The sequence below is a fragment of the Actinoallomurus soli genome (genome assembly GCF_024055715.1).
Classification (GTDB): domain Bacteria; phylum Actinomycetota; class Actinomycetes; order Streptosporangiales; family Streptosporangiaceae; genus Actinoallomurus; species Actinoallomurus soli.
The window spans coordinates 437455-455626 of the sequence record NZ_JAMXMV010000006.1 but is presented as its reverse complement, the minus strand read 5'-3'; the positions used below and the strand labels follow the sequence as shown (position 1 = coordinate 455626).

Sequence of the window (18172 nt, the reverse complement as noted above, 5' to 3'; positions counted from 1 at the left end):
CAAGAACGGCTGAACAAGGAGATCCGCCGCCGCACCGACGTGGTCGGGATCTTCCCCGACCGGGCCGCGATCATCCGCCTGATCGGCGCAGTGCTCATGGAACAAACCGACGAATGGACCGAAGCCCGCCGCTACATGGGCCTGGAATTCCTCGCCAAAGCACGCCTGCGACTCCTGAGCGGCGAAACGCCGGACCAGGACACCGCACCGCAAGCAATCACCGCTTAACCTGCAGGAACGGATCACGCGAAGGCCAACTCATACACCACTCCGCTGGACGTGACCGGACCCGGACCGCGCAAAGATCAAACTTGGTGACTACGCAGAGAAGTGGATCGATCAGCGGGCCGGACTGCGCCCACGGACGGTTGATCTGTATCGCTGGCTTCTCGGCAAGTACGTCGCTCCGCAACTCGGCGGTGTGCAGCTCGGCAGGCTCAGTACACAGATGATCCGTGAGTGGCGGGCGAAGCTTCTCGCCGCTGGTGTCTCGGAGAACCAGGCGGCCAAGGCTTACCGCCTGCTGCGGGCCGTACTGATGACCGCAGTGGAAGAGGACAAGATCCTTCCTCGTAACCCCTGCCGGGTGCGTGGTGCCGGTACCGAGCAGGCGGCCGAACGCCCGGTGCTCACCGTGGCCCAGGTCTTCGAACTGGCCGGACGTGTGGGTGTCCGCCCGGTAGGCAACATCCGCAAGCTCGACTCCGGCGAATACCGGCTGCGGTACCGAGCAGTCGGCGGCGTGATGCGTCGTCACTCGGAGACGTTCCCGACTCGGGCGGCTGCGGCCCGTGCGCTCTGGGACCTGACCATGGAAGGCAAAGCCGACGCGACCCATGACGATCGGTTCCGGGCGCTCGTGCTCCTGGCCGCGTTCGCAAGCCTGCGATGGGGCGAAGTGACCGCGCTCAAGCGGCGGGACATCGACCTTGCGGCCGGTACGGTCCGTGTCCGCTTCGCCTACACCGAGCAGGACAACGGCAAGATGCTCCTCGGTCCTCCCAAGTCCCGCGCTGGCCGGCGGACCGTGAGCATCCCGGCGGCCATCATCCCGGACATCAAGGCCCACCTGGACAAGTACACGAAACGCGGGGATGACGCCCTGGTCTTCACCGGTATCAAGGGCGGTCCACTGCGGCGAAGCGGCTTCAACAAGCTCACGCGCTGGGTCGATGTCGTCCGAACGATGGGCGCTCCCGGTCTGCACTTCCATGATCTCCGGCACACCGGGAACACGCTGGCGGCCGACATGGGCGTCTCGCTCCGGAACCTGATGGCGCGCATGGGGCACGACAACGAGCGGGCCGCGCTGATCTATCAGCACGCGTCCAACCAGGCTGACCGGAAGATCGCCGAAGGACTGAACGCGCTCGTTGAGGGTGCTCGTCGGTCCGATGACGGGGACGGCGACGAAGACGACGGAACGGCCGACGTGCTGGCCCGGATCGGCTAATGGCCCGCTAATGGCCCGACGGCCGGTTACCGGCCCTTCCAAGATCAAAGCCCAGGTTGGGAATCTCTTCCCTGGCCTGGGCTTTCGTCGTTGGAGCGGGTGACGGGAATCGAACCCGCGCTACCAGCTTGGGAAGCTGGAGTTCTGCCATTGAACTACACCCGCATCAGTCGCCTTCTCAGGTGACCGCCCGCACATGCTACCGGAAGCCACACCCCTCGCGCCCGGCGGTTCGGGTCCAGGGCGGACCATCGCGCGCTCGGAGGCCGGCGCGGATGCCGGCAGACGGCTGATCAGGGGCGCGTTTACGTGTTGGGCGGCCGCACCCGGTAGTTTCTTGTCGTGCTGCTCTCCGATCGTGATCTCAAGACCGAGATCGAGTCCGGGCGGATGAAGATCGATCCGTACGACCCCGGCATGGTTCAGCCGTCGAGTATCGACGTGCGCCTGGACCGCTACTTCCGGGTGTTCGAGAACCACAAGTATCCGCACATCGACCCGGCGGTGGAGCAGCCCGACCTGACGAGGCTCGTCGACGTCGACGCGGATCAGCCGTTCATCCTGCATCCGGGGGAGTTCGTGCTCGCCTCGACGTACGAGGTGTTCGGCCTGCCGGACGATCTGGCGGCGCGCCTGGAGGGGAAGAGTTCGCTCGGACGCCTGGGGCTGCTGACGCACTCGACGGCGGGGTGGATCGATCCGGGCTTCTCCGGGCATGTGACGTTGGAGTTGTCGAACGTCGCGACGCTGCCGATCAAGCTGTGGCCGGGCATGAAGATCGGGCAGATGTGCCTGTTCCGTACGAGCTCTCCGGTGGAGGAGCCGTACGGCTCGAAGCGGCACGGGTCGCGGTACCAGGACCAGCGCGGCCCGACGCCGTCGCGGTCCTACCTCAACTTCCACCGCACCCAGATCTGATCTGGCGGCACGCCGGCGTGAGACGCCGGCGACGGTTCCCGGCCCGTACGCCACCGCGTGTAGGGGCCGGTCGACGTTTCGCGGCGCGCGACCTTGCATCAGCCACCGCCGGCGCTCCGGCCGATGCGGCGCAGGCCCGGCGCGGAGCACCCCCAGACGGGCTGCGCTCCCCATGTTTTCGCAGGTCAAACCGATCATTGCGCGATGTGATGGTTCACACACGTACGTGCGCCGACTTTAACCTGACGATAAAGTGCCTTGACGCATGACCCAATCGGTCGGTTCACGGCCAGGAGAGTGACATGTGTCATATCTCCGCCTGGGTCGTACAGAGCGAGCCGCGGTGGGGCGGGCACCAGCGGTTCGCGCAGATCGCCGCGCGGTCCGACGGGGACGATGACCCTTGGACGGCGGCGCGGCCGGACGGAAGGACGACGTGCCCAGAATCCGCGCGCAACACGTGTCAAAGGTCTTCGGTCGCCGATCGGCTGAGGCCCTTCGCAAGATTCGGCAGGGCGCCGACCCCGAGGAGATTCGTCGGATGGGCGTGACCGCGGCCGTCGCAGACGTCTCGTTCGAGGTGAACGAGGGCGAGATCTTCGTCGTGATGGGGCTGTCGGGCTCCGGCAAGTCGACGCTGATCCGCATGCTCAACGGCCTGTTGGAGCCGACGGACGGCAGCATCGAGATCGACGGTGTCGATATCACCGGCATGGGCGGGAAGGAGCTGCGCCGGCTCCGCCAGGAGAAGGTCAGCATGGTGTTCCAGCACTTCGCGCTCTTCCCCCACCGCACCGTCTTGGAGAACGCGGCGTACGGGCTCGAGGTTCGGAACGTTCCAAAAGCAGAACGGCTGGCGAAGGCCAAGAAGTTCCTGGAGCACGTCGGCCTCGCGGGCTGGGAGGACCGCTACCCCGACGAACTGTCGGGCGGGATGCAGCAGCGGGTGGGCATCGCCCGCGCGCTGGCCGCCGAGACGGACATCCTGCTCATGGACGAGGCGTTCAGCGCGCTGGACCCACTGATCCGGCGGGAGATGCAGGACCTGCTGCTCGACCTGCAGGGCGAACTCGGCAAGACGATCGTCTTCATCACCCACGACCTCAACGAGGCCATGCGGCTCGGCGATCGGGTCGCGATGCTCCGGCACGGCCGCGTCATGCAGATCGGTACCGCCGAGGAGATCCTCACCGATCCCGCCAACGACTACGTCGCGCAGTTCGTCGCCGACGTCGACCGTACGCGGGTGCTCACCGCACGCTCGGTGATGGACAAGCCGATCGCGGTGGTCGACGCGAACGGTGGTCCCCGCGCGGCCGTGCGCGTCATGCGCGAGCAGCAGACGTCCTTCGCGTTCGTGGTGACGCGTGACCGGCGGCTGACCGGCGTGGTGTTCGCCGAGCCCGCGGCCAAGGCCGTACGGGCGGGGCGGAACACGCTCGACGGCCTCGTCGAGGGCGGTACGCATCCGGTCGACCCGGACACCCCCGTGGCGGACCTGTTCCTACCGTGCGCGGAGAGCCCGCTGCCCGTGCCCGTCACCGACGGGAACGGCAAGCTCATCGGCGTGATCCCGCGCGTCACGCTGCTCGCCGCGCTGGGTCACATGGGCGGCAACACGGGGGACTTCCCGGTCGTACGGGAGGACTCCATCCCCGGGGAGGGATCCGTCCCCGGAGAGGAATCCCCGGCTCGGGGGGTGACCGCCGATGCCTAGGATCCCCCTCGGCGCCTGGGTCACCGACGCGGTCGACTTCCTCACCAAGCATGGCAGCCCGGTCTTCGGCGCGATCAGTGACGTGGTCGGCGGCGTCGTCCACGGCCTCGGCCACCTGCTGACCGCGCCGCCGTCGCTGGCCCTGGCGGCCCTGATCGCGATGCTGTGCTGGTGGCTGCGCGGCCTGCTCGCGGGCGTCCTGACGTTCGTGGGCCTCATGGCGATCGACTCGCTGGGACAGTGGGACGCGGCCATGCAGACGCTCGCGCTGGTGCTGGTCGCCAGCGCCGCCGCTCTCCTCGTCGGGATCCCCCTGGGCATCCTCAGCGCGCGGGTGCCGTCGGTCGGCGCGGTGGCCCGGCCGGTGCTCGACTTCATGCAGACGATGCCGGCGTTCGTGTACCTGATCCCGGCGATCTCGTTCTTCGGCCTCGGCGAGGTGCCGGGCGTCATCGCGACGATGATCTTCTCGATCCCGCCGGGCGTGCGCCTCACCGAGCTCGGCATCAAGCAGGTCGACACGGAGATGGTCGAGGCGGCCGAGGCGTTCGGCACGCCGTCGTCGCGGATCCTTACCCGGGTGCAGTTGCCGCTGGCGCTGCCGACCATCATGACCGGCGTCAACCAGGTGATCATGCTGTCGCTGTCCATGGTGGTCATCGCGGGCATGGTCGGCGCCGCCGGCCTGGGCGCGAACGTCTTCGGCGCGATCACGCAGTACGACCTGGGGGCGGGTGCCGAGTCCGGCCTGGCGGTCGTGCTGCTGGCGATCATCCTGGACCGCATGACCGGCGCCCTCGGGCAGCGCCTGGCACCGGCCGCGCGGCGGCACGCCGAGCGGGCCGTGCACGGCGGCGTGTCGTCCGTCCTGCGGTACCGCCCGCGGCCCGCGCTCGCCCTGTCCGGCGTCGTGGTGTTCGCGCTGCTGGCCACGACGCTCGGCGTCATGGGCTCCGGCGGCGGCGCCAAGGGCAAGCCGATCACCATCGGCTACATCCCGTGGGACGAGGACATCGCCGTCACCCAGCTGTGGAAGACGGAGCTGGAGAAGAAGGGCTACCAGGTCACCCTCAAGCAGGTCGACGCCGGCCCGATGTACGCCGGGCTCGCCCAGGGCGACATCGACCTGTACCTCGACTCATGGCTGCCGACGACGCACGCCGACTACTACAACAAGTACAAGGACCGGCTCCAGGACATCGGCGTCTGGTACAAGAACGCCAGCATGCAGCTGGCCGTGCTGAAGAACGACCCGGCGAACTCCGTCGCCGACCTCAAGGGGCAGAGCGCCCGTTACAAGGGCCGCATCGTCGGCATCGAGCCGGGCGCCGGCGAGATGAAGATCGTCAAGAACAAGGTGATTCCCGGGTACGGGCTCGGCGACTACAAGCTGGTGCAGAGCAGCACGGCGGCGATGCTCGCGGAGCTCAACCGCTCCGCGCAGACGAACCAGCCGATCGTGGTGACCCTGTGGAAGCCGCACTGGGCGTACACCAAGTTCCCGATCAAGCCGCTGGCCGACCCGCAGAAGGCCTTCGGCGCTCCGGACCAGGCCCACATCCTCAGCCGGGCGGGCTTCGTGAAGGACTTCCCGGAGCTGAGCGGCTGGCTGAAGAAGTTCCAGATGTCCGACGCGGAGCTGTTCCCGCTCGAGGATCTGGTGATCAACAAGTACAAGGACGCGCCGGCCAAGGGCGTCGCCGAGTGGGAGAAGCAGCATGCGGGGTTCGTCAAGCGGCTGACCGCCTGATCCGATCCCGGCGTTCGGGCACGGGCCGTCCTGGGGACTCCGCCGGGACGGCCCGTGATTCTTTCCACAATCGGTGGCCAACCAACGGCAAAGCCGATAGTTTCGGACGACGCGTTACCGATCAGTTCGGTTGACGTCCGCCCCTGTGGCTCTCGTCACACCTGATTGGGAACGTTAGGGCGGTGCCATCTCACATCCCCGCTCCCCCGAGATGGCACCGCCTTTATTCATGCCTTCACACGTATCGAGGGCCCGCCACCGGATCATCAGGTGGCGGGCCCTCGGCGTGCGGTGGGATGCCTACTCGGCGGCCGCGGGGGCGGGCTCGGCCTCCGGCTCGCCCTTGACCGACTTGATCAGCAGCTGTGCGACGTCGACGACCTCGAGGGACTCCTTGGCGCCGCCGCTGTTCTTCTTCTCGTTGATGGCGTCGCCGAGCATGACGAGGCAGAACGGGCAGGCCGTGGAGACGGTGTCCGGGTCGGTGCCCAGCGCCTCCTCAACGCGCTCGGTGTTGATGCGCTTGCCGATGCGCTCCTCCATCCACATCCGCGCGCCGCCCGCGCCGCAGCAGAAGCCCCGCTCCTTGCAGCGGTGCATCTCCTGCGTCTGGACGCCCGGCACCTGGGCCATGATGTCGCGCGGCTGGGCGTACACCTTGTTGTGCCGGCCGAGGAAGCACGGGTCGTGGTAGGTGATCTTCTCCTCGATCGGCGTGACCGGCGTGAGCTTGCCGGTGTCCACCAGATGCGACAGCAGCTGGGTGTGGTGCACGACCTCGTACGTGCCGCCGAGCTGCGGGTACTCGTTGGCGAGCGTGTTGAAGCAGTGCGGGCAGGACGCCACGATCTTCTTGACGCCCGCCTCGTTGAGGGTCTCGACGTTCTGCTGGGCGAGCATCTGGAAGACGAACTCCATGCCCAGGCGGCGGGCCGGGTCACCGGAGCAGGCCTCCATCGGGCCGAGCACCGCGAACTTCACGCCCGCGATGTGCAGCAGCTCGGCGATGGCCTTGGTGGTCTTCTTCGCGCGGTCCTCCAGGGCGCCGGCGCAGCCGACCCAGAAGAGGTACTCGGTGTCCTCGGGCATCTTGTCCTCGACGACCGGGACCTCGAAGTCGAGCTCCTCGATCCAGTCGAGGCGCTTCATCTCGGACATGCCCCAGGGGTTGCCCTTGTTCTCCAGGTTCTTGAGCATCACGCCGGCCTCGGACGGGAAGCTCGACTCGATCATGACCTGGTAGCGGCGCATGTCGACGATGTGGTCGATGTGCTCGATGTCCACCGGGCACTGCTCGACGCAGGCGCCGCAGTTGGTGCAGGACCACAGGACGTCGGGGTCGATGACGCCGTTCACGTCCGCGCCGCCGACGAGCGGGCGGCCGGCCTCCTTGAGGACGTCCTCGGGGAGGTTCGCCCGCTCCTCCTCGGAGGCGAAGATGTACGGCGCCTTGGCCTGGGCGTGGTCGCGCAGGTCCATGATGAGGGTCTTCGGGGACAGCGGCTTGCCGGTGTTCCAGGCGGGGCACTGCGACTGGCAGCGGCCGCACTCGGTGCAGGAGGCGAAGTCGAGGTAGCCCTTCCAGGTGAAGTCCTCGATTTTGCCGCGGCCGAAGGTGTCCTCGTCCGGGTCGGCCTCCTCGAAGTCGATCGGCTTGCCGTCGCTCATCATCGGCTGCACCGCGCCGAGGCCGTCCGGGCGGCGCTTGAACAGGACGTTGATCGGGGCGACGAAGATGTGCAGGTGCTTGGAGTTCAGCACGAACAGCAGGAACACCAGCATGACGCCGATGTGCAGCAGCAGGCCGACGGACTCCAGTGCCTCGTCCGCGCCGTGGCCGAGGTGCTTGAGGCCGTTGCCGACCAGGTGCGACATGAACGCCGCGTTCCCGTACGGGAAGTTGCCCGTCGCGACACCGGCGCCCCGGAACAGGAACATCGTCCAGATCACGTTGAAGATCATGAACAGCGTGAACCAGGCGCCGCCGAGGTGCGAGCCCTTGAACCGGGACTTGCGGTCGAGCTTCTTGGGGGAGTTCTTCACCCGGATGGTCGTGAAGACGATCAGGCCGAGGAACGCCGCCACCGCGATGAAGTCCTGCAGGAACCCGAGGACGCTCCACTTGCCGACCAGCGGGATGTGGAAGTCCAGCCCGAAGAACAGCGCGCCGTACGCCTCGAGGTAGACCGTCGCGAGGATGAAGAACGCCCACATGACGAAGAAGTGGGCGGCGCCGGGCACGGTCCACTTGAGCAGCTTGCGCTGCCCGAAGACCTCGACGGCCTGGAGCTTGACGTCCTCACCGATGCTCGCCTTGGCGAGCGCGATGCGGTCGGGGGCGGGCTGGCCGTTCGTCGCGAGCCTGTAGAGGAACAGGACTCGCCGAACCGCGAACACCAGCGCGACCACCGTTGCGGCAAGCCCGATGATCAACCTGAGAACCAATGTTCCGTCCTCCTGGGGTACGGCGTTGGCAATCAGCGTACGGCCGGCAACTGACAGCCATCGACATGGGACTCCAGGAGTCTACCGAGCAGTAGCTTCTCGGGTCATCCTCGCCCGACCCCTCAGGGCCGTCCGCACGGCGACACGAGCGTCCCGTGCCCCGGTGCGGCACGGGACGCGTACGCGACCAGCCGTGATCGGCTATCGGAACGGCAGGGCCGGCGGCGGGGACGGCCTGCGGTCCGTCCAGCCGTAGCTCCGGATCAGCCAGTAGTCGATCACGAAGCCGGGCTTGCGGCTCCGGTACTCGCCCCCGGGCGTGAGGAGCACCGACTGCTCGGCCAGGAGGGCCCCGGTCTTCTTGTCGAAGATCAGTTGTTCCTGGGTCCGGTAGCCGTTGTCCTTCCGGACGAACGTCCCGTCGGGCCTCAGGTCCCAGCCCCACGACGGCTGGTCGACGGCGAGCGCGACACCCTGACGGCCCAGCGCGTCGCTCGCCGTCGCGATGGTGTGCACGCCGGGCTGGGCGACCAGCGCGCGCATCAACCCGGCACCCACCTTCGGCGGCAGTGGCGCGCTCGTGAGGAGGTCAGCCGCCCTGAGGAGCTTGTACGCGTTGCTCACCGGAGCCGGCCCCCTCTTCGCCCCCGGCCGCCTCGGCGACGGAGGAGACAGGAACCGCTTCGCCAGAGTCCGGGAGTCGGTGGGGAGCGCGAGCACCTCCTGCGTGGTCAGCTCCTTACCGAAGCCCATCAGGAAGAAACGACCGCCGGAGTGCTGCCCGCCCTTGTCCTCCTCCCAACGGCCCGCCTTCCGGGTGTACGTCATGGGGTGGCCGTTGGACATGACGCGGAAACTCGTCGGCGCCCCCGCCCGTTCCCAGACGGCCTCGTCCTCCGGAGTCGCCGGTCGCGCGGGCAGGTCGCGCCCGTAGAAACGGCCGCCGCTCCCCTTCGCGGCACCGGTCCACTCGAAGGTCTCCAGGTGCGCGCCGATGACGGCGTACCCGGCCTTGAGCAGATACGACTGCCCGGAGATCTGATCGCAGTACCAGTAGCCGCCCATCGGCTGCCTCTCTGCCTGCTCCGCCGCGGCCAGGAACACCGCCCTGCCGTCGAGCGGCAGTGAGGAGGTCGGGACGGGCCGCTTGGGCCCGTCGCCGGCCGAACCGGCCGAGCCCACGGCCAGCGCGACCGCCGTCGCCGCGGCGACCAGGCCGAGGCCGGGCAGCGCCCAGCGCAGGCGTGGCAGGCGGCGCCCCGCGGCCCCGGTGGCCCGCCGCCGGGCCCGGGCGGTCACTCGGGCGGCCGGCGGCGGGGTCTCGGGGAACAACTCCCGTACGGCCTGGAGCTCATCCATCGATGGGTCCTTCCTGATCGTGCAGGGGGTCGACCCCGCCCAGCGCCTTCCGCAGCTTCGCCCGGGCCCTGCTGAACCGCGAGGCGACCGTGCCGTACGGCACGTCCAGCGCCTGCGCGACCTCGTCGTAGGTGAGATCGGCCAGGACGACGAGCAGGAGCACGTCACGCTGGTCGGCGGACAGGGCGCCGACGGCCTGCGCCAGGCGGCTCCGCTCGTGCTCCGCGCTCACCTGGGCCGCGACCCGGTCCTCGTGGCCGCCCGCCGGGCCGTCGTCGCCGAGACGCGCCAGGGCGCGGAATCGTCGCGCCTCCGTACGCCGGTGCCTGGCGATGAGGTTGGTCGCGATGCCGTACAGCCAGGGCCGGGCGTTGTCCCGGCTCAGGTCGAACCTCTTCCGCCGGCGGAACGCGACGTGGAAGGTCTCCGCCGCGATGTCGTCGGCCGCCTCGACGTCGAGCCGGCGTGCGACGTACCGATGGATCTCCGCGAAGTACGCGTCGAAGATCACGCCGAATCGCTCCGGGTCCTGCCAGGACCGCTCGATCACCGAGGCGTCGGTCGGGAGGTCCGGTCCGGCGTCGGGGGGAGCGACCATGGGGGGCTCCTTCATCTGGTGCCTCATCTATTGGCGTGGATGACGGTCACCTCTTCTCCCCCGCAGCGGCGGATTCCCATCCCTCTGCGGCGCGGCGGTGGTTCCCGGATCAGCGCGTCGTACGGCCGACGGCTATTCCGGATCACCGGGCGGTGCGCAGCGGGGGGACCGCGGGGACCTCCTGCGCGGCGGCGATGGCCTCCGGCGTCAGCCGGAACGACTCCGGATAGGCGTCCCGGCGCGTACGGCGCTCCGGCTCGGTCGTGCGCCACATGTAGAAGCAGCGCCCGCAGCTCAGCACGTCCCACACACCCGGCACGGGGGACGTGGCGACGTGGTCGACGGTCTCGTGCGCGCAGCGCGGGCAGATCACGGCGGTCATGGGAGCTCCTCCGAGCGGAGCGCCTGCAGGCGGCGCACCCACTCCCCGGTCTCGGGCAGGTCCCGTACGGGGGTGCCGAAGTGGCCCCGGTCGTCAGGGAAGACGGGCGTCGTGGCGTCGATGAGCAGCTTGGCGATGATGCCGGGCGGCGAGGACGCCGGGTCCAGTGGCACGACCGGCAGATTGGGGATGGTGATGACGTCGACCGCCGGGTCGACCTTGGCGGAGACGGCCCACATCACCTGGCGCAGGTCGAACGGGTCGACGTCCTCGTCGACGACGATCACGACCTTCAGGTAGCCGAGTCCGTGCGGGGTCGTCATGGCCCGCATGCCGACCGCCCTGGCGAAGCCGCCGTACCGCTTCCTCGTCGCGATGATCCCCAGGAGGCCGTGGGTGTACATCGCGTTGACCGCCTGCACCTCCGGGAACTCCTCCCGCAGCTGCTTGAGCACCGGCACGCAGGTGTTCGGGCCGACGAGGTAGTCGATCTCCGTCCACGGCATGCCGAGGTACAGCGACTCGAAGATCGGATCCGTCCGGTACGAGATGCGGTCGACGCGGATCACCGGCATCCGGCGGCCGCCGGAGTAGTGGCCGGTGAACTCCCCGAACGGCCCCTCCAGCCGCCGCTCACGCCCCTCGATCACTCCCTCGACGACCACCTCCGAGCCCCACGGCACGTCGAAGCCGGTCAGCGGCGCGGTGGCGATCGGCGCCGGGGCGCCGCGCAGCGCGCCCGCCATCGCGTACTCGGACTCGTCGTAGGCCATCGGCATGCCCGCGACGATGGAGATCACCGGGTCATTCCCGAGCGTGATCGCGATCGGCAGGTCCTCGCCTCGCTCCTCCGCCTTGCGCAGGTGGATGGCCACGTCGTGGACGGGGACGGGCTGGATCGCCAGCCGGTTCGGGCCGAGGACCTCGATGCGGTAGACGCCGACGTTCTGCTTGCCGAAGTCGTCCGGGTCGTCCGGGTCGCGGGAGACGACGGCCGCCTTGTCGAGGTAGAAGCCGCCGTCACCGTCGTTGAGCCGGAACAGCGGCAGCACCCGGAACAGGTCGGCGTCCGGGCCCTCGACGGTGTTCTCCCGCCACGGGGCGTCCTCGCGGCGCTCGGGCGTCACCGGGAAGTCGTCCCAGCGCCGGGCGAACTCCTCCACCTGGTCCCTGGTCCGGGTGTTCTTGGGCAGGCCCAGCGCGAGGGCGTGGTTCGGCCAGGAGCCGTGCACGTTCAGCACGATCCGGGCGTCGGTGAACCCCTTGACGTTGTCGAACCACAGCGCGGGCGCGCCTTCGCCGATCCGCCCGGCGGCGTTCGCCGCGGCGGCCAGGTCCGGCTCCGGGAGCACCTCGTCGGAGACGCGCAGCAGCTGTCCCTCCCTTTCCAGGGTGTCCAGGAAGCCGCGCAGATCGTCATAGGCCATCGGAACTCCTTCTCTCGAGTGCGATGCCCGTGCGATGCCCGTTTTCCACACTAAGAGCGGTTCCGCGGCCCGCCGCCGCGCCCCGGCGTTCCGGGTTTCAGCGTCAAAGAAAAGCAATGCCATGAATGGCGGATCGTGCCATCATTCACCCACCGATCCGTCATATGGGGGCAAACTTGCGCAGGGTGCCGCGTGGTCGGTGGGTCGCCGGGCTCGCGGCGGCCACCGCCGTCGTTCTCGCCGGGTGCGGTGCCGGCGCCGCACGGGACCGGGGTCCGGCCGACGGTGCCCGCGCCCTCGCCGATACACCCGCCGCCTCCGCGCCGAGCGCCTCGGCACCCGCTCCGAGCGCGTCTCCGACCGTTCCGGTGCCGCCGGTGTCGCACCGGCTGCGCATGACGCGGGAATTCCAGACGACGTCGTACAACTGCGCGCCCGCGTCCGGCGTCATGAGCCTCTCGACGTTCCACATCAAGGTCCGGCAGTCCGCGCTGGCGCGGAAGATGAGGACGAAATACCCCAAGGGCACCACCGGCGACAACGCCATGAGCGCCCTCCGGGGCTACCTCGCCCACACCCCGTACTCGCTCACGTTCGACGCCTGGCCGAGCAGCGGCTCGACCTACCTCTTCAGAGAGGTGTCGTACGACGTCGGCGTCCTGCACCGCGCGCCCCTCGTCGCGGTCTGGTGGGAACGGCTGCCCTGGAACAGAGGCATCGGATCGCGCCACAAGACCGGGCACATCATCGTCGCGTACGGCTACGACCAGAAGAAGAGGACCATCACCGTCTTCGACCCGTGGCGGCCAACGGGCGGCACTCACACGCTCCGCGCCTCGGCTCTCCTGAAGGCGCTCCAGCCCTCCGGGCTCTACTACATCTACACCTAGCCGCCGGGCGGAGCGTCGTTCGTCCAGCCCGCCGAGACGTACGCCTTCTCGGCGACCACCGTTCCGGCCGGGCGGCGCCCGCGCCCGGTGGCGACCTCCTGCACGCCCAGGACGCCGCCGCCGCGCGGATCGACGATCCAGCGCAGCTCCGTGGTCGTGAGGCCGAGCCCGCTGATCACGACGCCCTCCCCGGTACGGCCGAGCGCGTCCCGCACCGGGCCGGCCGCGCGTACGCCGGGCAGCCCGGCCATCATCCGCAGCACCGCCGCGCGGATCTCCGGACGGAGCGGCAGGTCGGCCGTCAGCTGCGGCAGCACGACGTGGCCGAACACGCCCAGGCCGCCCTGCTGCGCCGTCGCGAGCTTCGCCTCGACCTGCCGGCGCAGGACGCCGGGCTCGGTCGAGAGGTGGTCCAGCCAGGTCGGCGACACCGCGACGTCCGCGAGGCGGTAGTCGGCGGCCGCCGTGAGGTCGGCGTTCCGTACGGCGGGCCCGGACCCCGCCGCGCAGATCGGCGCCGCCGCGGAGTCCGCGGGCCACGCCCGGGAGGGCCGGTCCAGGTGCGCGGCCCGCTCCGCCGGGGTGAGCGGGCGCGTGCCGAGGCACTGCCGGTACGCGACGCTCCGCCGTCCGCCGGGCCCGGCGAGCCAGATCTCGTCCCGCACGCGGACCTCGATGGGGTCCGCGCCGACGCTGCGCCCGGCGGGGAGCATGGAGCGGCCGGTCTCGACCACCCGCCAGTAGCGACCCGTGGCCGGGCCCGTACGGCGGTCCACGGCGGTGGCCGTCGCGAGGAGGATGTCGCGGCCGGACGGCGTTTCGGGCCGCGGCGCGGGCGCCGACGACCCGAGCGACAGCGCGACCGCGACGGCCGCGCCGGTGACCGCCAGCGCCAGCGGGACCCCCACGCCCACGCCCGACCGGCCGCAGCGCCGCCCGGGCGAGGACGCGGCCCGGTCCCCGGACGGCGAAGGGCTCTCGTCGGTCTCGCCGACGACCCGCATCAGGTCGATCACGCGTCAGGCCCCCTTCGCCTCCCGGAGCGGGCGGTCCCCGATCTCGGATGAGTCGGCCTCGCGCCCGGTTACCGCCACCCGCCCGAAACTCGCGCGGGTTTCCGGCCACCGGCCGGAACCCGGCGCGGGCCCCCGTCACCCCTATGTCTCCCGATCTCCCTACCGGAGTTCCCGGACGGCGGAGAGGGGTTTGAGCACCATCTGAGATTCCGGGGCTTCCGGCGGGCCGGTTCGCCGCGAAGATCCCGGATCTCCTCCCCGGGACGGGAACAAGGGGGGAGCGCCGCTCGTTGTACCAGTCAGCAAAGTTGAGTCGGGTGGACTCAAGTCATTTGACACCACGAGAGCGGTTTGGCAACCTTGCGTCTGCTGGACTCAGCTTCATCGGCTTAGCAAGCTCACAGTCGGAGGAACCAACTCATGGCACGTGCGGTCGGTATCGACCTTGGAACGACCAACTCGGTCGTCGCGATCCTGGAGGGTGGCGAGCCCACCGTCATCGCCAACGCGGAGGGGTCGAGGACCACGCCGTCCGTCGTCGCCTTCGCCAAGAACGGCGAGGTCCTGGTCGGCGAGGTCGCCAAGCGTCAGGCGGTGACCAACGTCGATCGCACCATCCGGTCGGTCAAGCGCGAAATGGGCACCGACTGGAAGACCACGATCGACGGTAAGGACTTCACGCCCCAGCAGATCAGCGCGTTCGTGCTGCAGAAGCTCAAGCGCGACGCGGAGGCCTACCTCGGTGAGAAGATCACCGACGCGGTGATCACCGTTCCGGCGTACTTCTCGGACCACCAGCGGCAGGCCACGAAGGAGGCCGGCCAGATCGCGGGTCTCAACGTCCTGCGCATCATCAACGAGCCGACCTCGGCGGCGCTCGCCTACCACCTGGAGAAGGAGAGCGAGGCCACCATCCTCGTCTTCGACCTCGGTGGCGGCACCTTCGACGTCTCCCTCCTCGAGGTGGGCGACGGCGTGGTGGAGGTCAAGGCCACCAGCGGTGACAACCACCTCGGTGGTGACGACTGGGACAACAAGGTCGTCGAGTGGCTGGTCACCCGGTTCAAGAACGCCCACGGCGTCGACCTGTCCAAGGACAAGATGGCGCTGCAGCGGCTCCGCGAGGCCGCCGAGAAGGCGAAGATCGAGCTGTCCAGCTCCTCGGAGACGAGCATCAACCTGCCGTACATCACGGCCTCGTCCGAGGGCCCGCTGCACCTGGACGAGAAGCTCACCCGCGCCGAGTTCCAGAAGATGACCTCGGACCTGCTCGACCGCTGCAAGGGCCCCTTCCAGCAGGTCGTCAAGGACGCCGGCATCAGCGTGGGCGACATCAACCACGTCGTCCTCGTCGGCGGCTCGACCCGTATGCCCGCCGTCGCCGACCTGGTCAAGGAGCTGACCGGCGGCAAGGAGGCCAACAAGGGCGTCAACCCGGACGAGGTCGTCGCGGTCGGCGCGTCCCTGCAGGCCGGTGTGCTCAAGGGTGAGGTCAAGGACGTCCTGCTGCTCGACGTCACGCCGCTGTCCCTGGGCATCGAGACCAAGGGCGGCATCTTCACCAAGATCATCGAGCGGAACACCACGATCCCGACCAAGCGGTCCGAGGTGTTCACCACCGCCGACGACAACCAGCCGTCCGTGGAGATCCAGGTCTACCAGGGCGAGCGCGAGATCGCGGCGTACAACAAGAAGCTCGGCACCTTCCAGCTGACCGGCCTGCCGCCGGCGCCGCGCGGTGTCCCGCAGATCGAGGTCACGTTCGACATCGACGCCAACGGCATCGTGAACGTCTCCGCCAAGGACCTCGGCACCGGCAAGGAGCAGTCGATGACCATCACGGGCGGGTCGGCCCTGCCCAAGGACGACATCGACCGCATGATGCGCGAGGCCGAGCAGTACGCGGAGGAGGACCGCAAGCGCCGCGAGGAGACCGAGACCCGCAACAACGCCGACACCCTCGCCTACTCGACGGAGAAGTTCCTCCGCGAGAACGACGAGAAGATCCCGGGCGACGTGAAGACCGAGGTCCAGTCGGCGCTGGACGAGGTCAAGAAGGCCCTCGAGGGCACGGACGTCGACGCGATCCGCAGCAGCTCCGAGAAGCTCGCCCAGGTCAGCCAGAAGATGGGCGCCGCGATGTACGCCCAGAACCAGGCGACCGCCGAGGGCCAGCCGGCAGACGGCCAGGCCGCGGGCGAGCAGGCGAAGGACGACGAGGTCGTCGACGCCGAGATCGTGGACGACGACAAGGACACCAAGGGCGGCGCGGCGTGACCGGGGCGTTCCCCGCGTCACACCGGAACGAGCTGGTACTCGAGGAGGAAGCGTGACGGAGCGTCGTGACGACGCCGAGGAGCGCAAGGGCCCGGTGATCCGCGACAAGCGGCGCATCGATCCCGAGACCGGTGAGGTTCGGGAGCCGGCGGACACGCCGGCTCCCGAGTCCCCCACCGCGAAAGCGCCCTCCGGCGCGGACGCCGACAAGGCCGCCAAGCTGGAGAAGGAACTCGCCGAGCGCACGGCCGACCTTCAGCGGCTGCAGGCGGAGTACTCCAACTACCGCAAGCGGGTCGACCGGGACCGTACGGCCGTGCGCGAGCAGGCCCTCGCGTACGTGCTGGGCGAGCTGCTGCCGGTGCTCGACGACATCGGCCGCGCCCGGGAGCACGACGAGCTGACCGGAGGGTTCAAGCATGTCGCCGAGGCCCTGGAGGGCATCGTCGGCAAGCTCGGGCTCGAGTCGTTCGGGACGGCCGGTGAGCCCTTCGACCCGAACGTCCACGAGGCGCTGATGCACTCCTACTCCGACGAGGTCGCGGAGCCGACGGCCGTTCAGATCCTGCAGGCGGGGTACCGCATCGGCGAGCGGACCCTCCGGCCCGCCCGGGTGGCCGTCGCCGAGCCGACCGCCGACCTCGGGTCGGCCGAGGAGGCCGCCTCGGAGTCGGAGCCGGAGCCGGCGAGCACGGCCGACGGCGCGAAGGCCGAGGCCGAGCCCGACGGGGCCGGCGAGGACTGAGACGAAGCAGACCCACAGCGAAAGAGGTAAGGAACGCCGGTGAGCACCAAGGACTTCATCGAGAAGGACTACTACAAGGTCCTCGGTGTTCCGAAGACCGCGACGCAGGACGAGATCAAGAAGTCCTACCGGAAGCTGGCGCGTCAGTACCACCCGGACGCCAACCGCGGCGACGCCGACTCCGAGGAGAAGTTCAAGGAGATCTCCGAGGCGTACGACGTCCTGTCGGACGAGAAGCGTCGCAAGGAGTACGACGACGCCCGCAGCCTCTTCGGGGGTGCCCGGCCGCGTAGCGGCGCCCAGGGCGGCTTCGGGGTCAACCTGGGCGACCTCTTCGGCAACCCGCCCGGAGGCACGACCGGCACCGGTGAGCGGATCGGCGACCTCTTCGGTGGGCTGTTCGGCGGCCGCCGGCAGGCCCCCCGGCGGCCGCGCCGCGGCTCCGACGTCGAGACCGAGGTCACGCTGACCTTCAGCGAGGCCCTGGACGGCAAGACGGTGCCGCTGCGGCTCACCAGCGAAGCAGCCTGCCCGACCTGCCGGGGCAGCGGGGCCAAGGACGGCACGGTGCCCCGGGTCTGCCCGCGCTGTGAGGGCACGGGGCAGGAGAGCCGCAACGCCGGCGGGTTCGCCTTCTCCGAGCCCTGCCGTGAGTGCCACGGCCGTGGCCTCGTGGTCGACGACCCCTGCCCCACCTGCCACGGCAGCGGGCGGGCGCAGAGCACCCGCACGATCCAGGCGCGCATCCCGGCCGGGGTCGCCGACGGCCAGCGCATCCGGCTCAAGGCCAAGGGCGCGCCCGGCGAGAACGGCGGCCCCAGCGGTGACCTGTACGTCGTCGTGCACGTGACGGGGCACAAGGTGTTCGGCCGCTCCGGGGACAACCTGACCGTCACCGTGCCGGTGACCTTCCCCGAGGCCACCCTCGGCGCGGAGATCAAGGCGCCGGTGCTGGGCGGCCAGCCGGTCACCCTGCGGATTCCGGCCGGCACCCCGAACGGGCGCACGTTCCGGGTCCGCGGCAAGGGCGCGACGCGCCGCGACGGCACCAAGGGCGACCTGCTGGTGACCGTCGAGGTGCACGTGCCGGAGCACATCGACGACACGACCCGGGAGGCGCTGGAGAAGATCCGCGCGAGCAACAACGGGGACGACCTGCGCAGCGAGCTGCTGCACCTGGCGAGAGAGGGGTGAC

Annotated in this window: 15 protein-coding genes and 1 tRNA gene; 9 read left to right on the top strand and 7 right to left on the bottom strand. The window is 69.6% G+C overall.

Annotated elements, in window-relative coordinates:
* Together NDW01_RS18770 and NDW01_RS18765 are read left to right on the top strand one after the other, a co-directional pair.
* On the top strand, positions 1 to 228 hold a 228-nt coding region (locus NDW01_RS18770; RefSeq protein ID WP_252822241.1), incomplete at its 5' end, for a transposase.
* 220 nt (positions 229 to 448) lie between these two features.
* Complete coding sequence (locus NDW01_RS18765) at positions 449 to 1453, top strand: tyrosine-type recombinase/integrase (protein ID WP_252822239.1); 1005 nt, start codon at positions 449 to 451, stop codon at positions 1451 to 1453.
* A gap of 91 nt (positions 1454 to 1544) precedes the next feature.
* Here the strand turns inward: NDW01_RS18765 and NDW01_RS18760 are convergent.
* Positions 1545 to 1618, bottom strand: a tRNA-Gly gene (locus NDW01_RS18760).
* A 177-nt stretch (positions 1619 to 1795) separates the two neighbouring features.
* Between NDW01_RS18760 and dcd the strand changes: the two genes are divergently transcribed.
* The 3 genes from dcd to NDW01_RS18745 all read left to right on the top strand — a co-directional run bounded on the left by dcd (position 1796) and on the right by NDW01_RS18745 (position 5838).
* Entirely contained in the window at positions 1796 to 2371 is a 576-nt protein-coding gene (gene dcd, locus NDW01_RS18755) for a dCTP deaminase (RefSeq protein WP_252822237.1), read from the top strand.
* A 541-nt stretch (positions 2372 to 2912) separates the two neighbouring features.
* Positions 2913 to 4088: a quaternary amine ABC transporter ATP-binding protein gene (locus NDW01_RS18750; RefSeq protein ID WP_308211729.1), complete on the top strand. Its 1176-nt coding sequence runs from the start codon at positions 2913 to 2915 to the stop codon at positions 4086 to 4088.
* Positions 4081 to 5838, top strand: coding sequence for an ABC transporter permease/substrate binding protein (locus tag NDW01_RS18745; RefSeq protein ID WP_252822232.1), 1758 nt, complete (start codon positions 4081 to 4083; stop codon positions 5836 to 5838). Before NDW01_RS18750 ends, NDW01_RS18745 begins: the two co-directional genes overlap by 8 nt.
* A 300-nt stretch (positions 5839 to 6138) precedes the next feature.
* Here NDW01_RS18745 and NDW01_RS18740 read toward each other — a convergent pair whose 3' ends face one another.
* The 5 genes from NDW01_RS18740 to NDW01_RS18720 form a co-directional block, all read right to left on the bottom strand.
* Positions 6139 to 8283 (bottom strand): (Fe-S)-binding protein, encoded by a 2145-nt coding sequence (locus NDW01_RS18740; RefSeq protein ID WP_252822230.1) that lies wholly within the window; start codon positions 8281 to 8283, stop codon positions 6139 to 6141.
* Positions 8284 to 8484: 201 nt separating this feature from the next.
* Positions 8485 to 9642 carry a CU044_5270 family protein gene (locus NDW01_RS18735; RefSeq protein WP_252822228.1) on the bottom strand — a complete coding sequence of 386 codons (1158 nt, stop codon included), beginning with the start codon at positions 9640 to 9642 and terminating at the stop codon, positions 8485 to 8487.
* Positions 9635 to 10240: an RNA polymerase sigma factor gene (locus NDW01_RS18730; protein WP_252822227.1), complete on the bottom strand. Its 606-nt coding sequence runs from the start codon at positions 10238 to 10240 to the stop codon at positions 9635 to 9637. The genes NDW01_RS18735 and NDW01_RS18730 overlap by 8 nt, the downstream gene beginning before the upstream one ends.
* 142 nt (positions 10241 to 10382) lie before the next feature.
* Positions 10383 to 10622 (bottom strand): non-oxidative hydroxyarylic acid decarboxylases subunit D, encoded by a 240-nt coding sequence (locus NDW01_RS18725; protein ID WP_252822225.1) that lies wholly within the window; start codon positions 10620 to 10622, stop codon positions 10383 to 10385.
* Entirely contained in the window at positions 10619 to 12049 is a 1431-nt protein-coding gene (locus tag NDW01_RS18720) for a non-oxidative hydroxyarylic acid decarboxylases subunit C (protein ID WP_252822223.1), read from the bottom strand. The genes NDW01_RS18725 and NDW01_RS18720 overlap by 4 nt, the downstream gene beginning before the upstream one ends.
* 185 nt (positions 12050 to 12234) lie before the next feature.
* Here NDW01_RS18720 and NDW01_RS18715 point away from each other — a divergent pair, with 185 nt between their 5' ends.
* A complete protein-coding gene (locus NDW01_RS18715) occupies positions 12235 to 12939 on the top strand; it encodes a C39 family peptidase (protein ID WP_252822222.1) in 705 nt (234 codons plus the stop codon).
* On the opposite strand, the gene NDW01_RS18710 is transcribed toward NDW01_RS18715, so the two are convergent.
* Positions 12936 to 13955: a hypothetical protein gene (locus NDW01_RS18710; RefSeq protein WP_252822220.1), complete on the bottom strand. Its 1020-nt coding sequence runs from the start codon at positions 13953 to 13955 to the stop codon at positions 12936 to 12938. The two genes, NDW01_RS18715 and NDW01_RS18710, sit on opposite strands and share 4 nt — an antisense overlap.
* A 420-nt stretch (positions 13956 to 14375) precedes the next feature.
* Here NDW01_RS18710 and dnaK point away from each other — a divergent pair, with 420 nt between their 5' ends.
* Genes dnaK through dnaJ form a run of 3 tightly spaced genes read left to right on the top strand, consistent with a single transcriptional unit; the run spans position 14376 to position 18171 of the window.
* A complete protein-coding gene (gene dnaK / locus NDW01_RS18705) occupies positions 14376 to 16232 on the top strand; it encodes a molecular chaperone DnaK (protein WP_252783906.1) in 1857 nt (618 codons plus the stop codon).
* Positions 16233 to 16284: 52 nt separating this feature from the next.
* A complete protein-coding gene (gene grpE, locus NDW01_RS18700) occupies positions 16285 to 16977 on the top strand; it encodes a nucleotide exchange factor GrpE (RefSeq protein WP_252822218.1) in 693 nt (230 codons plus the stop codon).
* A 39-nt stretch (positions 16978 to 17016) separates the two neighbouring features.
* Complete coding sequence (gene dnaJ, locus NDW01_RS18695; protein ID WP_252783904.1) at positions 17017 to 18171, top strand: molecular chaperone DnaJ; 1155 nt, start codon at positions 17017 to 17019, stop codon at positions 18169 to 18171.
* Position 18172: the final 1 nt, after the last annotated feature.